Here is a 17,516-nt window from a genome sequence, read left to right on the forward strand (position 1 = left end):
GGCGACGCCAGTTGACTTACCGGACGTCTAACGAATACACGCACGGTAGGATCTCGTCGTGGCCGAGGTCAAGAGGCGTTACCACTCCCCCCTGCGCACCGGGCAGGCCGAGGCGTCGCGGGCCGCCGTGCTGGCAGCCGCCCGCGAGCTCTTCGTCGAGCAGGGGTACGGCGGCACGACCATCGACCAGGTCGCCGCCCGGGCCGGCGTCAGCAAGCCGACGGTCTTCACGGCCGTCGGCAACAAGGCCACCCTGCTCAAGGTCGTCCGGGACGTGGCGATGGCCGGCGACGACGACCCCCGCAGCGTGACCGATCGTGAGGACGTCGCGAGCATCGCCCGGGCGGGTGACCTCGACCGCGCGATCGTGCTCACGGCCCGGCACGTCCTGGCGGTGAACGAACGCTACGACGACGTGCACGAGGTGATCCGCGGCGCGGCGGGAGCCGACCCGGCGGTCGCGGAGCTGTGGGAGACCAACGAGAAGGAGCGGCACGTGGGTGCCGGACACCTCCTCGCCCGCCTGCAGGCGAGCCCGACCGTCCCCGTGCGGGAGGCACAGGACCGGCTGTGGCTGCTCATGGCGACCGACCACTACCACCGCCTGGTCGTGGCCCGGGGGTGGTCGCGCTCGGCGTACGAGCGATGGCTCACCGACGGGATCCGGGCGCTGTTCGCTTCCTGACGCCCGGTTCCCGTCGGAGACGGTCGATCAGTCCTCCGGGTCGTACCCGAGGTTCGGGGAGAGCCACTTCTCCGCCTCGGCGACGGTCCAGCCCTTGCGCTCGGCGTAGTCGGCGATCTGGTCGCGGCCCAGCCGTCCGACGACGAAGTACTGCGCCTCGGGGTGGCTGTAGTAGATGCCCGAGACCGACGCGCCGGGCCACATCGCCATCGACTCGGTGAGCTCGATGCCGGTGGTGGCCTGGACGTCGAGGAGCTCCCAGATCGTGCGCTTCTCGGTGTGGTCCGGGCAGGCCGGGTAGCCGGGAGCGGGCCGGATGCCGGTGTACTTCTCGGCGATCAGGTCCTCGTTGCTCAGCTGCTCCTCCGGCACGTGTGCCCAGAACTCGGTGCGCACCCGCTGGTGCAGCCGCTCCGCGAACGCCTCGGCGAGGCGGTCGGCGAGCGCCTCGAGGAGGATCGCGGAGTAGTCGTCGAGGTCCTCCTTGAACGCCGCGATCCGCTCGGTCGTGCCGAGGCCGGCCGTGACGGCGAACGCGCCCACCCAGTCGCCCCCGCCGGCCAGGTCGCTCCCGATCGGGGCGACGTAATCGGCGAGCGAGCGGTTCGGGACGCCCTCGCGGTGCTGGCCCTGCTGGCGCAGCTGGTGCAGCGTCGCGCGTACGGCGGCCCGCGACTCGTCCTCGTAGACCACGACGTCCTCGCCGGTGCTCGCGGCCGGGAACAGCCCGTAGACGCCGTTGGCCGTCAGCCACTTCTCGTCGACCAGCCGGTCGAGCATGGCCTGCGCGTCGTCGTACAGCTTGCGCGCGGCCTCGCCCTGCGTGGGGCTGTTGAGGATGTCGGGGAACTTGCCCTTCATCTCCCAGGCGTTGAAGAACGGCTGCCAGTCGATGTAGTCGCGCAGCTCGGTGAGGTCGTAGTCGGCGAGCACGTGCACGCCGGGCGACCTCGGCTGCGGCGGCGCGTAGCCGTCCCAGGCGATCGGCGACTTGTTGTCCTGCGCGTCGGCGAACGACAGCTGCGGCCGCTCGGACTTCTGAGCGTGGCGGGCACGCAGCGAGTCGTAGTCGGCCTGGATCGTCTCGAGCAGCGCGGGACGCTGCTTGTCGTCGAGCAGCGCGGCAGCGGTCGGGACGGAGCGCGAGGCGTCCTTGACCCAGACCACCGGGCCGTCGTACTTCCGGTCGATCTTCACCGCCGTGTGGGCGCGCGAGGTGGTCGCACCACCGATGAGCAGCGGGATCTCGAGCCCGAGGCGCTGCATCTCGGTCGCGAAGCCGACCATCTCGTCGAGGCTCGGCGTGATCAGGCCCGACAGGCCGATGATGTCGGCGCCGACCTCCTTGGCCGTGTCGAGGATCTTCTGCGCGGGCACCATCACGCCGAGGTCGATGACCTCGTAGTTGTTGCACGACAGCACGACGCCGACGATGTTCTTGCCGATGTCGTGGACGTCGCCCTTGACGGTGGCGAGCACGATCGTGCCGTTGGTGTCCTTGCTGTTGGCCAGCTCGGGGTTGTTGGCCTTCTCCTCCTCGATGAAGGGGATCAGGTAGGCCACGGCCTTCTTCATCACGCGGGCCGACTTCACGACCTGCGGGAGGAACATCTTGCCGGCGCCGAACAGGTCTCCGACGACGTTCATGCCGTCCATCAGCGGGCCCTCGATCACCTCGATCGGGCGACCGCCGCGGTCGGCGATCTCCTGGCGCAGCTCCTCGGTGTCAGCCTCGACGAAGCCGTCGATGCCCTTGACCAAGGCATGCGTGATCCGCTCGCCGACGGGCAGCGAACGCCACTCCTCGGCAGCTGCCTCGACCTTCTCGCCGGTGCCGCGGTGGGCCTCGGCCAGCTCCAGCAGCCGCTCGGTGGCGGCCAGCGAGTCGTCGGTGCGGTTGAGGACGACGTCCTCGATCGCGTCGCGCAGCTCGGGGTCGATCTCGCTGTAGGGCACCAGGGCCCCGGCGTTGACGATGCCCATGTCGAGCCCCGCCTCGATGGCGTGGAACAGGAACACCGCGTGGATCGCCTCGCGGACCGGGTTGTTGCCCCGGAAGCTGAACGAGACGTTCGAGATGCCGCCGGACACCTTGGCGCCGGGCAGGTTCTGCTTGATCCAGCGGGTCGCCTCGATGAAGTCGAGACCGTAGGTCGCGTGCTCCTCGATGCCCGTCGCCACGGCGAACACGTTGGGGTCGAAAATGATGTCCTCGGCCGGGAACCCGACCTGGTCCACGAGGATCCGGTAGGCGCGCTCGCAGATCGCCTTGCGGCGCTCGAGGTTGTCGGCCTGACCGTCCTCGTCGAAGGCCATCACGACCGCGGCCGCGCCGTACTTCTTGCACAGGTTGGCCTGCTCGATGAACTTCTTCTCGCCCTCCTTCATGGAGATCGAGTTGACGATCGGCTTGCCCTGGACGCAGCGCAGGCCGGCCTCGATGACCTCCCACTTGGAGGAGTCGATCATCAGTGGGACACGACTGATGTCGGGCTCGCTGGCGATCAGCTTGACGAAGCGGTCCATGGCCGCGACGCCGTCGATCATGCCCTCGTCCATGTTGACGTCGATGACCTGTGCGCCGGCCTCGACCTGCTGCGCGGCGACCGACAGGGCGGTGTCGTAGTCGCCGTCCTTGATCAGGTTGCGGAAGCGCGCCGAGCCGGTGATGTTGGTCCGCTCGCCGACGTTCACGAACAGGCTCTCGTCGGTGATCGTGAACGGCTCCAGGCCGGACAGCCGCATCGCCGGCTCGACGCTCACCGGCTGGCGGACCTCGCGGCCCTCCATCTGGCGGGCGATCTCGGCGATGTGGTCGGGCGTGGTGCCGCAGCAGCCACCGACGATGTTGAGGAAGCCGGCCTCGGCGAACTCGATCAGGACGGCGGCGGTGTCGGCCGGCGCCTCGTCGTACTCACCGAAGGCGTTGGGCAGGCCGGCGTTGGGGTACGCCGAGACGAAGGAGTCGGCGAGCCGCGACAGCTCGGCGATGTAGGGACGCATCTCCTTGGCGCCGAGCGCACAGTTCAGGCCGACGGCCAGCGGCTGGGCGTGCCGGACCGAGTCCCAGAACGCCTCGGTGACCTGACCGGACAGGGTGCGGCCGGACGCGTCGGTGATGGTGCCGGAGATGACGACCGGCCAGCGGCGGCCGGTCTCCTCGAAGAGCGTCTCGACGGCGAAGATCGCGGCCTTCGCGTTGAGGGTGTCGAAGATCGTCTCGATGAACAGCAGGTCGGCGCCGCCGTCGACCAGGCCACGGGCGGCCTCGAGGTAGGCGTCGACGAGCTGCTCGTAGGAGACGTTGCGCGCGCCCGGGTCGTTGACGTCGGGGCTGATGGACGCGGTGCGGGTCGTGGGCCCGAGCGCGCCGGCGACGTACCGCTTGCGGCCGGTGGCCTGCGCCACCTCGTCGGCGATCCCCCGGGCCAGGCGGGCCGACTCGAGGTTGAGCTCGTAGGACAGGGACTCCATGCCGTAGTCGGCCAGCGAGACGGCGTTGGAGTTGAACGTGTTGGTCTCGATGATGTCGGCACCGGCGTCGAGGTACTCGCGGTGGATGCCGCCGATGATGTCCGGCTGCGTGATCGAGAGCAGGTCGTTGTTGCCGATCAGGTCGCTCGGCCACTCCTCGCGGTCGGCGAAGCGCTCACCGCGGTAGCCGGCCTCGTCGGGGCGGTCGCGCTGGATCGCCGTCCCCATCGCACCGTCGAGGATGACGATGCGCTCGCGGAGCAGCGTGGTGAGCTCGTCGGTCGCGTCGGGCCGCCACTGGGGGGTCGTGGCGTCGTGACCCGCGGTCTCGGACATGTCCCATCCTTCCTGTCGGAAGGCGTCCTTGGTTCATCGGCCGAGCGTGGCGGATGGTCCAGGGGGGACGATCCGTTGCAACGCCTCTCGGCTGGTGCCGATGTTACCCATGTTCTCGTGACTAGGCTGGTGGAGTGATGGAGATCGAGACGGTCCCCGAGCTGGTCCGGCCCGTGGTGATCGCTGCCTTCGAGGGCTGGAACGACGCCGCCGAGTCCGCGACCGCGGTCGTGGACCACCTGATGCGTGCCTGGGACGCCAAGGTCGTGGCCGCGATCGACCCGGAGGAGTACTACGACTTCCAGGTCAACCGGCCCACTGTCGGCATCGACGAGAACGGCTTCCGGAAGCTGACCTGGCCCAGCACCCACATCGCCGTCGCCTCGCCCCCGGACCTGGACCGCGACGTGATCCTGGTCCGCGGGATCGAGCCCAACATGCGCTGGCGCCAGTTCACCGCCGAGATCCTGGCCGCCATCGACGACCTCGGCTGCGAGCTGTTCGTGACGCTCGGCGCCCTGCTCTCCGACAGCCCGCACACGCGCCCGATCCCCGTCTCCGGATCGACCACCGAGGCCGACCTGATGGACCGGCTGGTGCTCGAGCAGTCCACCTACGAGGGCCCGACCGGGATCGTCGGCGTGCTCCAGGACGCCTGCGCGCGGGTCGACATCCCCGCGGTGTCGTACTGGGCCGCGGTCCCGCACTACGTCGCCCAGCCGCCCTGCCCGAAGGCGACCCTGGCGCTGCTCGTCCGGCTCGAGGACCTGCTCGAGATCCCGATGCCGCTCGGCGACCTGCCCGACGAGGCGCGGGCCTGGGAGCGCGGCGTCGACGAGCTGGCCGAGGAGGACGAGGACATCGCCGACTACGTCCGCTCGCTCGAGGAGTCGCGCGACACCGCCGACCTGCCCGAGGCGTCCGGTGAGGCGATCGCACGGGAGTTCGAGCGGTACCTCAAGCGGCGGGGCGAGGAGTCCTAGTCGGGTCTCGAGGCGGCCGAGTGGTTGCGGTTTGGTCCCAAACCGCAACGATTCCGGCCCGGCACGTGCAGTCTCTGCCCAATCGGTGACTGGTCAGACCAGTCACCCTGGTGGGCGAGGCCGCGGCTGTCACACGATCTGTACCGGCGCCTGGGGCTCCCAGAACGCGTGATTGTGCTGCGGTTTGGTCCCAAACCGCAGCAATTCGGGCCCGACACGTGCGGTCTGTGCCCAATCGACGACTGGTCGGACCAGCGACGTCACGCTCTCCGCAGCGGCGGCCCGAACATGCCGAGCCACAAGGTCACCAGGTACGACGACCGCTACAGCGCGAGTCCGAGCGCGGCGTCCAGCACCGGCAGCAGGGTCACGGCCGCCTCCGGGTCGCTGGTGTCGGCGAGCCCGTCCGTGCCGAGCGTGGCGGCGACCCAGGCGTCGACGGCAGCGGTCGCGCGGGGGGCGTCGAGGTCGTCGGCGAGGGCGGCGAGGACCTCCTCGACCACGGGTGCGGCGGGCGCGCCGGCACCGAGGGCAAGGGCGCGGCGCCAGGCGGCGACGTCGTCCACGGCCTGCCACAGGTGGGCGTCGGTCCACTCCCAGTCGGTGCGGTAGTGGTGGCGCAGCAGAGCGAGCCGGATCGCCATCGGGTCGATGTCGCTGTTGCGCAGCGCCGAGACGAAGACCAGGTTGCCGAGCGACTTCGACATCTTCTCACCGTCGTAGGCCACCATGCCGGCGTGGCTGTAGACCTTCGCGAAGGGCTCACCGGTCGCCACCTGGACGTGCCCGGCACACATCTCGTGGTGCGGGAACACCAGGTCGCTGCCACCGGCCTGGACCTCGAAGGCGCCGCCGAGGTGCTCGAGCGCGATCGCCGCGCACTCGATGTGCCAGCCCGGCCGGCCGCGCCCGAACGGGCTGTCCCACGACGGCTCGCCCTCACGCTCGCCGCGCCACACGACACAGTCGAGCGGGTCCTTCTTGCCGTCGCGGTCGGGGTCGCCGCCGCGCTCGGCGAAGAAGCGGAGCATGGTGTCGCGGTCGTAGTTCGACTCGCTGCCGAAGGCGGGGTCGGCGGCGACCGAGAAGTAGAGGTCCTGGTCGACCCGGTAGATCGAGCCGGCTGCCTCGAGGCGCTCGATCAGCTCGATCACCAGCGGGATCGACTCGACGGCGCCGACGTACTCGACCGGAGGCAGGACGCGCAGCGCCTCCATGTCCTTGCGGAACAGCTCGGTCTCGCGCTCGGCGAGCTCGACCCAGTCGACGCCGACCTTGTCGGCGCGCTCGAGGAGCGGGTCGTCGACGTCGGTGACGTTCTGGACGTAGCGCACGTCGTGGCCGGCCGTGCGCCACGCGCGGTTGAGCAGGTCGAAGGCGACGTAGGTGTTGGCGTGGCCGATGTGGGTGGCGTCGTAGGGGGTGATGCCACACACGTAGAGGCGCGCGGTGCCGTCAGGGCGACTCTCGACCTTGCCGCCGGTGGCGGTGTCGTGGAGGACGACCTGGGGACCGGTGACCGGGAGCACCGGGAGACCCGGGGCGTTCCATGCGCGCATGCCTTGATGTTAGGGGTTGCCTCTAGAACGGCGGCCACGGGATCGCCGGCCAGCTCCCGGAGGGCCCGGGCAGGACGCCGGCGGCCAGCAGGCGTTCGGTACGACGCTCCAGCGCACGGATCTCGTGCTCGGCGAGGTGGGTGGTCAGTCGCTCCCCCAGCTCGCCCCGCACGGCGGCCAGCACCGCGGTGACGACCTCGGTCTCCTCGGCGGTCAGCGGGAGCCCGGCCCAGCCCCACAGCACGGTGCGGAGCTTGGCCTCGTGGTGGAACGCGACGCCGTGGTCGACGCCGTACCGGTGCCCGCCGGGCATGGCGAGCACGTGGCCACCCTTCCGGTCGGCGTTGTTGACCAGCACGTCGTAGACCGCGAGCCGGCGCAGCGCGAGCGAGTCCTCGTGGACCAGGACGACCGGTCGGTCCCGGTCGTCGAGCCCCTCGACCACCTCGAGCCACCCCTGCGGCGAGGCACCCGACCGGACCAGGGTGACGGCCTCGTCGTCGGGGTCGACCTCCTGCCACTCCTGGACCATGCCCGGGCCGTGCGGGCCCTCGCCCCACCAGGTGCGCGGCACCAGGTCCCAGCCGGTCGCCACGGAGACCTCGTACGCCGCGATCTCGCGGTCGGCGAGGGTGCCGTCGGGGAAGTCCCACAACGGCCGCTCCCCCGCGACCGGCTTGTAGACGACCTCGCGGCCGTCGAGCTCGGCGAGGAAGGTGGCGTTGGAGGCCGGCATGATCCGGCCGCGGATCTCCAGGCTCACCAGCAGGTCACTGCTCGGTGGGCTCGCGCCGCTTGAACCCGTTGGCGCGCACGCACAGGTGCCCGTCGGGGTCGATCGGCTGGCCGCAGAACGGGCAGGTCGGGCGGCCGGCCCCCACGACGTGCTCGGCGCGTCGTACGAACGCCCGGGCCTGGCCCGGCTCGAGGCGCACGAGGAGCAGCTCGGCCGGGTCCTCGCCGTCGGACAGCTCGACCGGCTCCTCGCCGACCGGGAACACCTCGACGACCACCCGCTCGTCCTCAGGATCCCACGACAGGGTCATGGTGCCGGCGCGGAACTCCTCCTCGATCGGCAGCTCGAGCGGTTGGTCGTCGGCGAGCCCGAACGGCGCCATCGCAGGTACGACGCCCTGGGCCCGCCCGTCGGCGATCACCTCGTCGAGGAGCTCGTCGATGCGCTCCGCGAGCGCGATGACCTGCTGCTTCTCCAGGGCGACCGAGACCAGCCGCGAACCCGCGCGGGCCTGCAGGAAGAACGTGCGGCTGCCGGGCTCGCCGACGGTGCCGGCGACGAAGCGCTCGGGCGGGTCGAATCCGTGGACGATCGGCATGTGGCGAGCCTAGTGGTCCCCGGTAGCCGGGTCAGCCGGGGCCCGCGCCGCCACCGACGACCGCGCCGCGCGTGCGCGCACGGCGCTTGCCGGGCTTCGGCGCGAGCCAGGACAGGTCCCCGTCGTGCGTGTTGCTGGCGAGGACGTAGGGCCGGTCGGCGGCGTACCGGATGACCGACACCGACGCCGGGTCGACGCTGATGCGCTGGAACAGGTCGAGGTGCATGCCGAGGGCGTCGGCCAGCAGCGACTTGATGATGTCGCCGTGGCTGACGGCCACCCACACCGCGTCCGGACCGTGCTCCACGGTGACGGCAGCGTCGAGGCGTCGTACGGCGGCCACGGCGCGGTGCTGCATCGCGACCATCGACTCCCCCCCGGGGAACACCGCCGCGGACGGCTGACGCTGGACGGTCGTCCACAGCGGCTCGCGCAGCAGCTCCTTGATCGGCCTGCCCTGCCACTCGCCGTAGTCGCACTCGGCGAGCGCCTTCTCGGTGACCGCCCTCGTCGTGGCGTGCCCGCCCGCACGCTGCGCGTCGGCGATCGCCTTCGCCGTCTGCTTGCAGCGCTCCTGCGGGCTGGTCACCAGCGCGGCGAGCGGCACCGTCCCGATCCGGGCACCGGCCCGGGCCGCCTGCTCGGTGCCGAGCTCGTCGAGCCGGACGCCGGGCGTACGGCCGGCCAGGACGCCGGACGCGTTCGCGGTGGTCCGGCCGTGCCGGACCAGCAGCAGTGTCGCCATGTCGGGGAGCCTAGCCACTAGCGTGGGAGGGTGATCGTCGACAGCGCTGTGTACCGGCACGGGGTCCGCCTCCCGGTGGACTGCCACCTCCACGACTACGCCGCGCTGCGGGCCGCGGCGAGCGCCGAGCACGACTTCGTCTGGGTCGGGCTCTACGAGCCGAGCCACATCGAGCTCGGGGAGATCGCCAAGGCCTTCGACCTGCACCCGCTGGCCGTCGAGGACGCGGTCGTCGCGCACCAGCGACCGAAGCTCGAGCGCTACGAGAACAACCTCTTCCTCGTCCTCAAGACGCTCTGGTACGTCGACGAGGACGACGCCGTCGAGACCGGCGAGATCAACGTGTTCATCGGCGACGACTTCGTGATCACCGTCCGGCACGGCCGCGGGTCGGCGCTCAGTGACGCCCGGCACGACCTCGAGAAGAAGCAGACCGTGCTCGACCACGGTCCGTCGGCGGTGATCTACGCCGTGTGCGACGCGGTCGTCGACGGCTACACCGCGGTCGTCGCCGAGTTGCAGACCGACGTCGACGAGGTCGAGGCCTCGGTCTTCTCCGACAAGCGCACCCAGGACGGCGACCGGATCTACGTGCTCAAGCGCGAGCTGTCCGAGGTACGCCGGGCGGTGCTCCCCCTGCGCGAGCCGATGCGCCGCTTCGCCACCGGCACCGTCGACCTGGTCGAGGCCGAGGCAGCGCCGTTCTTCCGCGACGTCAGCGACCACCTCGCGCAGGCCGCCGAGGAGATCGACACCCTCGACTCGCTGCTGTCGTCGGCCTTCGACGCCCACGTGTCCCGCATCGCCATGCAGCAGAACGACGACATGCGCAAGATCTCCGCAGGCGCCGCACTGGTCGTCGTACCGACCCTGATCGCCGGCGTCTACGGCATGAACTTCAGGCACATGCCCGAGCTGGACTGGACCTTCGGCTACCCGTTCGCCCTGCTGCTGATGGCCTCGACCATGGCCGGGCTGTGGATCTTCTTCAAGAAGGCTGGCTGGTTCTGAGCCCGATCTGAGGCCGGGTTTGTTGCGGTTTGGTCCCAAACCGCAACAAGTACAGCGCCCGGTCTGCGGTCTCTGCCCAATCGCGAACTGGTCAGACCACTCGCATCAGGCGGTCAGCGCGCCCGTTCCGAGCAGCACCAGCACCGCCGCTCCGAGCAGGACGCGGTAGATCACGAACGGCGTGTAGGACTTGGTGCTGACCCAGCGCAGGAGCCACGCGATGGCGGCGTACCCGACCACGAAGGAGATCACCGTGGCCACCGCGGTCGGCCCCCAGCCGTAGTCGGCCTCGCCGGCGTGGGCGACCCCGACGTTGCCGATCTCCTTGAGCTCGAAGACACCGGCGCCGACGACGGCGGGGATGGCGAGCAGGAAGGCGAAGCGGGTGGCGGCCTCGCGCTCGTAGCCGAGGAACCGGCCCATCGAGAGGGTGGCGCCGGAGCGGGAGACGCCGGGGACGAGGGCAAGTGCCTGCGCGCCGCCCATCAGGGCGGCGTCGCGCAGCGACATCTGCTTGATGACCTTCTCGTTGCGGCCGATCCGGTCGGCCAGGCCGAGCACGAGGCCGAGGACGATCAGGGTGCAGCCGATGATCCACAGGTTGCGGAAGTCGCGCTCGATGACGTCCTTGAGGAGGACGCCCAAGATCACGATCGGCAGGGAGCCGACGATGATGTACCAGCCCATCCGGGCGTCGAGGGCGCCGCGGTACTCCGGCTTGAACAACGACAGCAGCCAGGCCCGGGCGATGCGCCAGATGTCCTTGCGGAAGTAGACGAGCACGGCCAGCTCGGTGCCGATCTGGATGACGGCGGTGAACGCCGCGCCGGGGTCGCCCCAGCCGAACAGGTCGGGGAAGATCCGCAGGTGGGCGCTGCTGGAGATCGGGAGGAACTCGGTGAGTCCCTGGAGCACGCCGAGGAACACTGCCTGCAGGTAGTCCGCCACGACGGGTCATCCTAGGCAGTCCTTGGTGAGGTCCATCATCGGCGTGCCCGGCGCGTCGCGGTGGGCTCGCCGGATACGTTGTGCCCCATGCAGCAGCGGTACGTCGGCGCCAGCGGCCTCCAGGTGTCGCGCCTCGCCCTCGGCACGATGACGTGGGGCAAGGACACCGACGAGCACGAGGCGCGCGACCAGCTGGCCGCGTTCGTCGAGGCGGGCGGTACGACGATCGACACCGCCGCCGGCTACACCGACGGTCGCTCGGAGGCCCTGCTGGGGTCGCTGCTGGGCGACGTCGTGCGCCGCGACGAGGTGGTGCTGGCCACGAAGGCCGGCATCTGGCGTCGGGGCAAGGAGCGGGTCACCGACACCTCGCGCGGCGCGATGCTGCGCGGCCTCGACACGTCCCTCAAGCGGCTCGGCACCGACCACGTCGACCTGTGGCAGGTCCACATCTGGAGCGACGAGGTGCCGCTCGAGGAGACGCTGGGCGCACTGGACCTCGCGGTGTCGAGCGGGCGGGCGACGTACGTCGGCATCTCGAACTTCAACGGCTGGCAGACCGCCCGGGCGGTGACCCTGCAGGAGGCCGTGGCGGGGCGGGCGCGGATCGCGTCGACGCAGATGGAGTACTCCCTGGTCAACCGGCGCGTGGAGCGCGAGGTGCTGCCCGCCGTCGAGGCGCTCGGCCTGGGCCTGTTCCCGTGGTCGCCGCTGGGTCGCGGCGTGCTGACCGGCAAGTACCGCACCGGGACGCCGTCCGACTCGCGCGCCGCGTCGCCCGTCTTCGCGGGCTTCGTCGATGCCTACCTCGACGACCACAGCCGCGGCATCGTCGAGGCAGTGGCCCGCGCGGCCGACGGCCTCGGCTGGACCCCGCTCGAGGTCGCCCTGGTGTGGGTGCGCGACTCCCCCGGCGTCACCGCGCCGATCGTCGGCGCCCGGACCGCCGCCCAGCTCGCCGGAGCCCTCGGCTCGGAGGCGAAGACGCTGCCGCCCGAGATCCGGGCCGCCCTCGACGACGTCTCCGGAGGTGCTGCATGAACGTCTCCCTGATCCGTCCCGGCGTGATGCGCGGCCTGGGCCGCGGCGTGGAGTGGGAGTTCGAGCGGATCACCTTCGACCGGGAGTTCTCCCGCAACATGGTCGCGAAGCTGCTCGTCGAGCGTGCCGAGCACGGCGGCTGGGAGCTCGACCGCGTGCAGATCGGCCCGGACGGCCGGCGCCGCGTGGTGCTGCGGCGCAAGATCATCCGGGCCGTCCGCACGGCCTGACCCCCGGCGGGTCAGCGGATCTGCTGCAGGAAGCCCGCCACGTGGGTGCGCAGGTCCGCCGAGAGTCGCGACAGCTCGAGCGAGGCCCCGGTCATCTCGCTCGCCCCCGTGCTGGTGGCGATGGTCGCCTCCTCGATCGCGGTCACGTCCTCGTTGACCCCGGAGACGGCACCGGCGGCCTCGGAGGTGGTCCGGCTGAGCTCGGCGGCCGCGTGCCGCTGCTCACCGACCGCACCGGCGATCGTGGCGACGTTGTCCCCCATCCCGCGCACGGCGGCCCCGATCGTCTCGATCGCGGTCACCGCGGCGTCGGCCGCTGCCTGGATCGCGTGCACCTGCTGCTCGATCAGGCTGGTCGCGTCGGCGGTCTCGGACGCGAGCGTCTTCACCTCGGAGGCGACCACCGCGAAGCCCTTCCCGTACTCGCCGGCACGGGCCGCCTCGATGGTCGCGTTGAGGGCGAGCAGCCGGGTCTGGCTGGCGACCTGGCTGATCACGCCGACCACGTCACCGATCTCCTGCGACGCCGTCGACAGGCTCTGCACGGTCGTCATGACCTGCTCGGTCTCCTCGACGGCCCGCACGCCGGCGACGTTGGACTGGCTGGCCTGCTCCTCGATCGCGCGCACGGTGCTCACGAGCTGCTCGACGGCGGCCGCCGCGACCGTGACGGCGTCGGCGGCGGTGTGGGAGTTCTCCGAGACCTGGGCCGCGCGGACCGCCGTACCCTCGGCGTTGGCAGCCAGCGTGCGCGAGGACGCCTCCATCTCCGCCGCGGCCGCAGCGACCTGGTCGGAGAGCCCGAGCACGGCCTCCTCGAAGCCGTCGGCGAGCTCGAGGCGCTGGCGCTCCTGGTCGGCGAGCCGCTCGTCGGCCTCGACCATCGCCCCGATCGCGGTGTTGATGGTGACGGCGCCGGCCCGGAACGAGCCGAGCATGCCGCGGACCAGGAACCGGCGGTAGAACCTGCCCTCCGCGGCGAACTCCAACGATGCCGACGACTCTCGGACGTAGGCGTCGGTGCGGTCGAGCAGGTCGTTGACCGCGGCCCGGGCTGCCCTCAGGTCGGGGTCGTCGCCGAGGGCGGGCACCCGTGGCTCGAGGTCGCCGGCGGCGGCCGAACGGCAGACCGCGGTCACCTCCACCAGGGCGGCGCGGCAGCGCTCGAGCTCGTCGCGGAGCGCGTCGACCTCCGTCGTAGCGGCGGTCCCGGTGGTCCCGGGGGTCTCGGGGGCGAGGACGGCGCTCATGCGGCCGCCCCCGTCACGGTCGCGTTGTTGAGGGACCAGACGTACTCGTCGTACGACGCGCCCGCCTCGGCGAGCTCCTGCTCGAGGAGCCGGCAGCCGGCCTCGACCGCCTCGCGGGCGTTGGCGTGACGCCGTTCCTCGGTCGCCAGGCGCTGGTAGAGCGCGGTCACGGCGGCGAGCGCGGTGGCGTCCGCCGTACGCCGGTTCGAGTGGTAGCCGACGATGGAGCCGGTCGCGTCGAAGGTCGGGGTCACGTGGGCGAGCACCCAGTAGTGGCTGCCGTCAGCACTGAGGTTCACCACGTAGGCAAAGATCTCCTGCCCGGCTGCGATCCGGTCCCACAGCAGCCAGAACACGCTGCGCGGCATGTCCGGGTGCCGGATGACGTTGTGCGGCTTGCCGATCAGCTCGGCCTCCGGGTACCCGCTGATCTCGACGAACAGGTCGTTGACGTAGGTCAGCCGCCCCTGCCGGTCGGTCTTGGACACGATGATCTGGTCCGGGTGGAAGGTCTTCTCCACGCCGGTCGGCGCGATCGCGGTGCGTGCCACGGTGCCACTCCCCTCTCCCGTCCGCTGCGGACGGCTCACGGAGAGGATCGGCCGGGCGCGGGCCCGGTTGAGGGCGCGGCGGGGTCCTTGCCTCAGGCCTGGTCGAGGAAGCGGTCCATCACCCGCGCGCCGAACTCCAGCGCGTCGACCGGCACCCGCTCGTCGACACCGTGGAACAGCGCGGTGAAGTCCAGGTCGTCGGGCAGCCGCAGCGGCGCGAACCCGAAGGAGCGCATGCCGAGCTTGGTGAAGTGCTTGGCGTCGGTGCCGCCACTCATCAGGTACGGCGCCACCAGCGCCTCGGGGTCCTCCGCCAGCAGGCTGCGGGTCATCGCGTCGACCAGGGCGCCGTCGTACGGCGTCTCCCAGGGCGCCTGCCGCGAGACGAAGTCGATGTCGACGCCCTCGCCGGTCAGCTCGGCCAGGGTCGCGAAGAACTCGTCCTCGAAGCCCGGCAGGAAGCGGCCGTCGACGTGGGCGGTGGCGTCGGTCGGGATGACGTTGACCTTGTAGCCGGCCTCCAGCATGGTCGGGTTGGTCGAGTTGCGCAGCACCGCACCGAGCATCCGGGCGGCGCCGCCGAACTCCTCGACCAGCGCAGGTGCGTTCTCGGGCGTCGCCTCGACGCCGGCGAGCTCGCCGACGGTGGCGAGCAGGGTCTGCATGGTCGGCGTGAGCCGGACCGGCCAGTCGTGGGCGCCGATCCGGGCGACCGCGGAGGCCAGGCGGGTGACCGCGTTGTCGTCGTTCATCATCGAACCGTGGCCGGCACGCCCCCGGGCGCTCAGGCGCATCCAGGCCATGCCCTTCTCGGCCGCCTCGATCAGATAGAGCCGGCGGCCGCGGACCGTCGCGCTGAACCCGCCGACCTCGCCGACCGCCTCGGTGCAGCCCTCGAACCACTCCGCGTGGTTCTCGACGAGCAGCTGGGCGCCCTCGTGGCCCCCGGCCTCCTCGTCGGCGGTGAAGCAGAGGACGACCTCGCGCTCGGGCGCACGTCCGGCGCGCTGCCGGGCCCGGACGACCGAGAGCAGCATCGCGTCGAAGTCCTTCATGTCCACGGCGCCGCGACCCCAGACGTAGCCGTCCTGGACCTCGCCGCTGAACGGGTGGACGGTCCAGTCCTCCGCCGCCGCGGGTACGACGTCCAGGTGGCCGTGCAGCAGCAGCGCACCGCGCTCGGCCGTGGCCGAGGAGCCCGAGCCTCCCCACCGGGCCACGACGTTCGCGCGGCCGGGCTTCGTCTCGATCACCTCTGCGGCGATACCGACCTCGTCGAGCAGGGCCGCGACGTGCTCGGCCGCCTTCCGCTCGCCGGTGCTCTCCCCGCCTCCGTAGTTGGAGGTGTCGATCCGGATCAGGTCACGGCACAGGTCGACGACCTCGGCAGCGACGTCGTGGTCGGGCACCGGCGTGGGGGTCGTCGATTCGGCCATGCGGTCATCGTTGCACGCCCCTCACCACTAGCGTTCTGCCGTGGCCCCTCGCAAGTGGAAGCAGTACCGCCCCGACGACACCCCGGACCCCGACGGGGCACCGTCGCAACCGCCCACCCACAAGCCGTACGCGCCGCCGAGGAAGCCGAAGCCGGTGCGCAGCCTCGAGGAGCGAACGGTCCGTCGTACCGGTGCCGGCGGGGCACCGGTGAAGCTCATCGTCGGCGGCGTGGCGGCCGCCGCCGTCGGCGCGACGCTGATCTTCTCCCTGTCGGGCGGCGGCGACCCGCCCGGTGCGGACCGGCCGCAGACCGACAAGGGGTTCGACGCGCTGGTCGCCGCGTTGAAGGAGGAGCGCGGGTCGACACTGGTGCGTCGTGCGGTGATCTACCCGGAGTACGCGAGCGTGTCCACTCCGTACAAGGTGGACGACCCGGCCGACGAGCGCGAGCTCAACTACTACTGGGACGGCGACCTCAACGAGCCGAGCAAGACCACGAGCGACGACGAGGCGTTCGACCTCGCCACCGTCGACAGTGCGGTCCTCGACGGCCTGTGCCCGCAGGTGAAGAAGCTCGTCGAGGACCCGACCAACTGCTACCTCGTCATCGAGAAGCCGGACCCCGACGACGAGACACCGTCGTGGATCTGGGCGTACGCGAGCAACGAGTTCAACCAGACGGCGTACGTCGAGTACGGCCTCGACGGCACCCAGGTGGAGGTGCACCCGGCGAGCTGATCGCCGATCAGCCGTCGGTCGTGACGTCCGCGACCGTGGCTCCCAGCGCCGCGACGAGCGCGGCGCCGTCGACGGTCAGTGCGACGCCGTACCCACCTCCGCCGATCGACACCGGGCCGCTCACCCGGGTGTCCGCGATCACCGGCAGGGCGGTGAGCGCGCCGAGCGGCGTGATCGTGCCACGGACGTAACCGGTGACCTCCCGGGCAGCCTCGGCCGAGGGCATCGAGAGTCGGTTGACGCCGAGCAGGGCGCGCAGCAGCGGCCAGGAGATCTCGCGGTCGCCGGGCACCAGCACGAACCGGTGGTCGCCCTCCGCGACCCGCACGACCATCGTCTTCACGACCTGCCGCGGCTCGATCCCGCGGACCGCGGCCGCCTCCTCCAGCGACCGCACCGGTCCGTGCCGGGTGACCTCGAATGCGAGACCGAGCGCCTCGGCGGCCGCGATCGCCCGAGCAGACTGGTCGGTCTCGTCGGTGGCCGGCTCGCTCATGCCTCGACCGCCAGCGCGGTCGCGAACCCGAGCATCACGACGCCGGTGGCGCCGTCCACGCTGCGCCGGAACGAGGACCGGCGCAGCGCGGTCGCTGCCTTGCCCGCGATCCACACGACCGTCAGCAGCACGAGCGCGCCGATCACGACGAGCGTGAGTGCGTAGGCCAGCAGTGCCGGGACACCCTGGTCGGTGCCGACGAACTGCGGCAGCACGGCGAGGTTGAACGCGAGCACCTTCGGGTTGGTGATGTTGCAGACGAAGCCCTGCCGGAACGCCGTGCGCGCCCGCACCACGCCCGGCCCCTCGCCCACCGACCACACGCTGCCGTCGCGCCGCAGCGCGTCGCGCAGTGCGGTGACGCCGAGCCAGACGAGGTACGCGACACCGGCCCAGCGGACCGCGAGGAAGACCGGCTCGGCGTGGGCCAGCACGGCCCCGAGACCGGTCGCGGCGAGCACGCCCTGGAGAGCACCCGCGGCGGTGATGCCCGACGCGGTCGCCAGCCCGCGGGCGCGCCCGCCCACGACGGTTGCTCGCAGCGTCAGGAACGTGTCGGGGCCGGGTGCGGTGGCCAGCAGGGCCGCGAACAGCACGAAGGACAGGTACGCACTCACGCAGCGATGCTAAGCCCGTGCCTCCCGCGGTCAGGCTCCCGGTTCTGGCGGTCGCCGGCGGCTGACTGGCTGGAGTCGGCA

General features: G+C 71.3%; 17 protein-coding genes. 6 read left to right on the forward strand and 11 right to left on the reverse strand.

Going from position 1 to position 17,516, the window contains the following annotated elements; translation table 11 throughout:
- Nucleotides 1-58 precede the first annotated feature (58 nt).
- A complete protein-coding gene (locus BJ958_RS06800) occupies nucleotides 59-685 on the forward strand; it encodes a TetR family transcriptional regulator (protein ID WP_179726143.1) in 627 nt (208 codons plus the stop codon).
- A 27-nt stretch (nucleotides 686-712) separates the two neighbouring features.
- On the opposite strand, the gene metH is transcribed toward BJ958_RS06800, so the two are convergent.
- The gene (gene metH, locus BJ958_RS06805; RefSeq protein ID WP_179726144.1) at nucleotides 713-4,495 is read right to left on the reverse strand and encodes a methionine synthase; all 3,783 of its coding nucleotides are present in this window, start codon (nucleotides 4,493-4,495) and stop codon (nucleotides 713-715) included.
- A 137-nt stretch (nucleotides 4,496-4,632) separates the two neighbouring features.
- On the opposite strand from metH, the gene BJ958_RS06810 reads away from it, so the two are divergent.
- A complete protein-coding gene (locus BJ958_RS06810) occupies nucleotides 4,633-5,478 on the forward strand; it encodes a PAC2 family protein (protein WP_218866154.1) in 846 nt (281 codons plus the stop codon).
- A 323-nt stretch (nucleotides 5,479-5,801) separates the two neighbouring features.
- Here the strand turns inward: BJ958_RS06810 and mshC are convergent, their stop codons facing one another.
- The 4 genes from mshC to BJ958_RS06830 are packed head-to-tail and all read right to left on the reverse strand — an operon-like array spanning nucleotide 5,802 to nucleotide 9,116.
- Nucleotides 5,802-7,037 carry a cysteine--1-D-myo-inosityl 2-amino-2-deoxy-alpha-D-glucopyranoside ligase gene (gene mshC / locus BJ958_RS06815; protein WP_179726146.1) on the reverse strand — a complete coding sequence of 412 codons (1,236 nt, stop codon included), beginning with the start codon at nucleotides 7,035-7,037 and terminating at the stop codon, nucleotides 5,802-5,804.
- A gap of 22 nt (nucleotides 7,038-7,059) precedes the next feature.
- On the reverse strand, nucleotides 7,060-7,800 hold the full coding sequence (locus BJ958_RS06820; RefSeq protein ID WP_343052593.1) for an SCO1664 family protein: 741 nt from the start codon (nucleotides 7,798-7,800) through the stop codon (nucleotides 7,060-7,062).
- A 7-nt stretch (nucleotides 7,801-7,807) separates the two neighbouring features.
- On the reverse strand, nucleotides 7,808-8,371 hold the full coding sequence (locus tag BJ958_RS06825; RefSeq protein ID WP_179726147.1) for a DUF3090 domain-containing protein: 564 nt from the start codon (nucleotides 8,369-8,371) through the stop codon (nucleotides 7,808-7,810).
- A gap of 31 nt (nucleotides 8,372-8,402) precedes the next feature.
- The gene (locus BJ958_RS06830) at nucleotides 8,403-9,116 is read right to left on the reverse strand and encodes a histidine phosphatase family protein (protein WP_179726148.1); all 714 of its coding nucleotides are present in this window, start codon (nucleotides 9,114-9,116) and stop codon (nucleotides 8,403-8,405) included.
- Between the two features lie 30 nt (nucleotides 9,117-9,146).
- On the opposite strand from BJ958_RS06830, the gene corA reads away from it, so the two are divergent.
- Nucleotides 9,147-10,127, forward strand: a complete 981-nt coding sequence (corA, locus tag BJ958_RS06835) for a magnesium/cobalt transporter CorA (protein ID WP_179726149.1) — start codon at nucleotides 9,147-9,149, stop codon at nucleotides 10,125-10,127.
- A gap of 105 nt (nucleotides 10,128-10,232) precedes the next feature.
- Here the strand turns inward: corA and BJ958_RS06840 are convergent, their stop codons facing one another.
- Entirely contained in the window at nucleotides 10,233-11,075 is an 843-nt protein-coding gene (locus BJ958_RS06840; protein ID WP_179726150.1) for an undecaprenyl-diphosphate phosphatase, read from the reverse strand.
- A gap of 87 nt (nucleotides 11,076-11,162) precedes the next feature.
- Between BJ958_RS06840 and BJ958_RS06845 the strand changes: the two genes are divergently transcribed.
- Complete coding sequence (locus BJ958_RS06845; protein ID WP_179726151.1) at nucleotides 11,163-12,116, forward strand: aldo/keto reductase; 954 nt, start codon at nucleotides 11,163-11,165, stop codon at nucleotides 12,114-12,116.
- The gene (locus BJ958_RS28410; RefSeq protein WP_218866762.1) at nucleotides 12,113-12,346 is read left to right on the forward strand and encodes a DUF5703 family protein; all 234 of its coding nucleotides are present in this window, start codon (nucleotides 12,113-12,115) and stop codon (nucleotides 12,344-12,346) included. Before BJ958_RS06845 ends, BJ958_RS28410 begins: the two co-directional genes overlap by 4 nt.
- An 11-nt stretch (nucleotides 12,347-12,357) precedes the next feature.
- Here the strand turns inward: BJ958_RS28410 and BJ958_RS06855 are convergent, their stop codons facing one another.
- The 3 genes from BJ958_RS06855 to BJ958_RS06865 all read right to left on the reverse strand — a co-directional run bounded on the left by BJ958_RS06855 (nucleotide 12,358) and on the right by BJ958_RS06865 (nucleotide 15,583).
- Entirely contained in the window at nucleotides 12,358-13,596 is a 1,239-nt protein-coding gene (locus tag BJ958_RS06855; protein WP_179726152.1) for a methyl-accepting chemotaxis protein, read from the reverse strand.
- Nucleotides 13,593-14,147: a PAS domain-containing protein gene (locus BJ958_RS06860; protein ID WP_179726153.1), complete on the reverse strand. Its 555-nt coding sequence runs from the start codon at nucleotides 14,145-14,147 to the stop codon at nucleotides 13,593-13,595. The genes BJ958_RS06855 and BJ958_RS06860 overlap by 4 nt, the downstream gene beginning before the upstream one ends.
- A 92-nt stretch (nucleotides 14,148-14,239) precedes the next feature.
- Entirely contained in the window at nucleotides 14,240-15,583 is a 1,344-nt protein-coding gene (locus tag BJ958_RS06865; protein WP_179726154.1) for a M20/M25/M40 family metallo-hydrolase, read from the reverse strand.
- 40 nt (nucleotides 15,584-15,623) lie between these two features.
- On the opposite strand from BJ958_RS06865, the gene BJ958_RS06870 reads away from it, so the two are divergent.
- A complete protein-coding gene (locus BJ958_RS06870; RefSeq protein WP_179726155.1) occupies nucleotides 15,624-16,322 on the forward strand; it encodes a hypothetical protein in 699 nt (232 codons plus the stop codon).
- A 7-nt stretch (nucleotides 16,323-16,329) separates the two neighbouring features.
- Here BJ958_RS06870 and BJ958_RS06875 read toward each other — a convergent pair whose 3' ends face one another.
- A complete protein-coding gene (locus BJ958_RS06875) occupies nucleotides 16,330-16,818 on the reverse strand; it encodes an aminoacyl-tRNA deacylase (RefSeq protein ID WP_179726156.1) in 489 nt (162 codons plus the stop codon).
- Complete coding sequence (locus BJ958_RS06880; RefSeq protein ID WP_179726157.1) at nucleotides 16,815-17,435, reverse strand: LysE family transporter; 621 nt, start codon at nucleotides 17,433-17,435, stop codon at nucleotides 16,815-16,817. The genes BJ958_RS06875 and BJ958_RS06880 overlap by 4 nt, the downstream gene beginning before the upstream one ends.
- Nucleotides 17,436-17,516 lie beyond the last annotated feature (81 nt).

The sequence above is a fragment of the Nocardioides kongjuensis genome, from assembly GCF_013409625.1.
GTDB classification, from domain to species: Bacteria; Actinomycetota; Actinomycetes; order Propionibacteriales; family Nocardioidaceae; genus Nocardioides; species Nocardioides kongjuensis.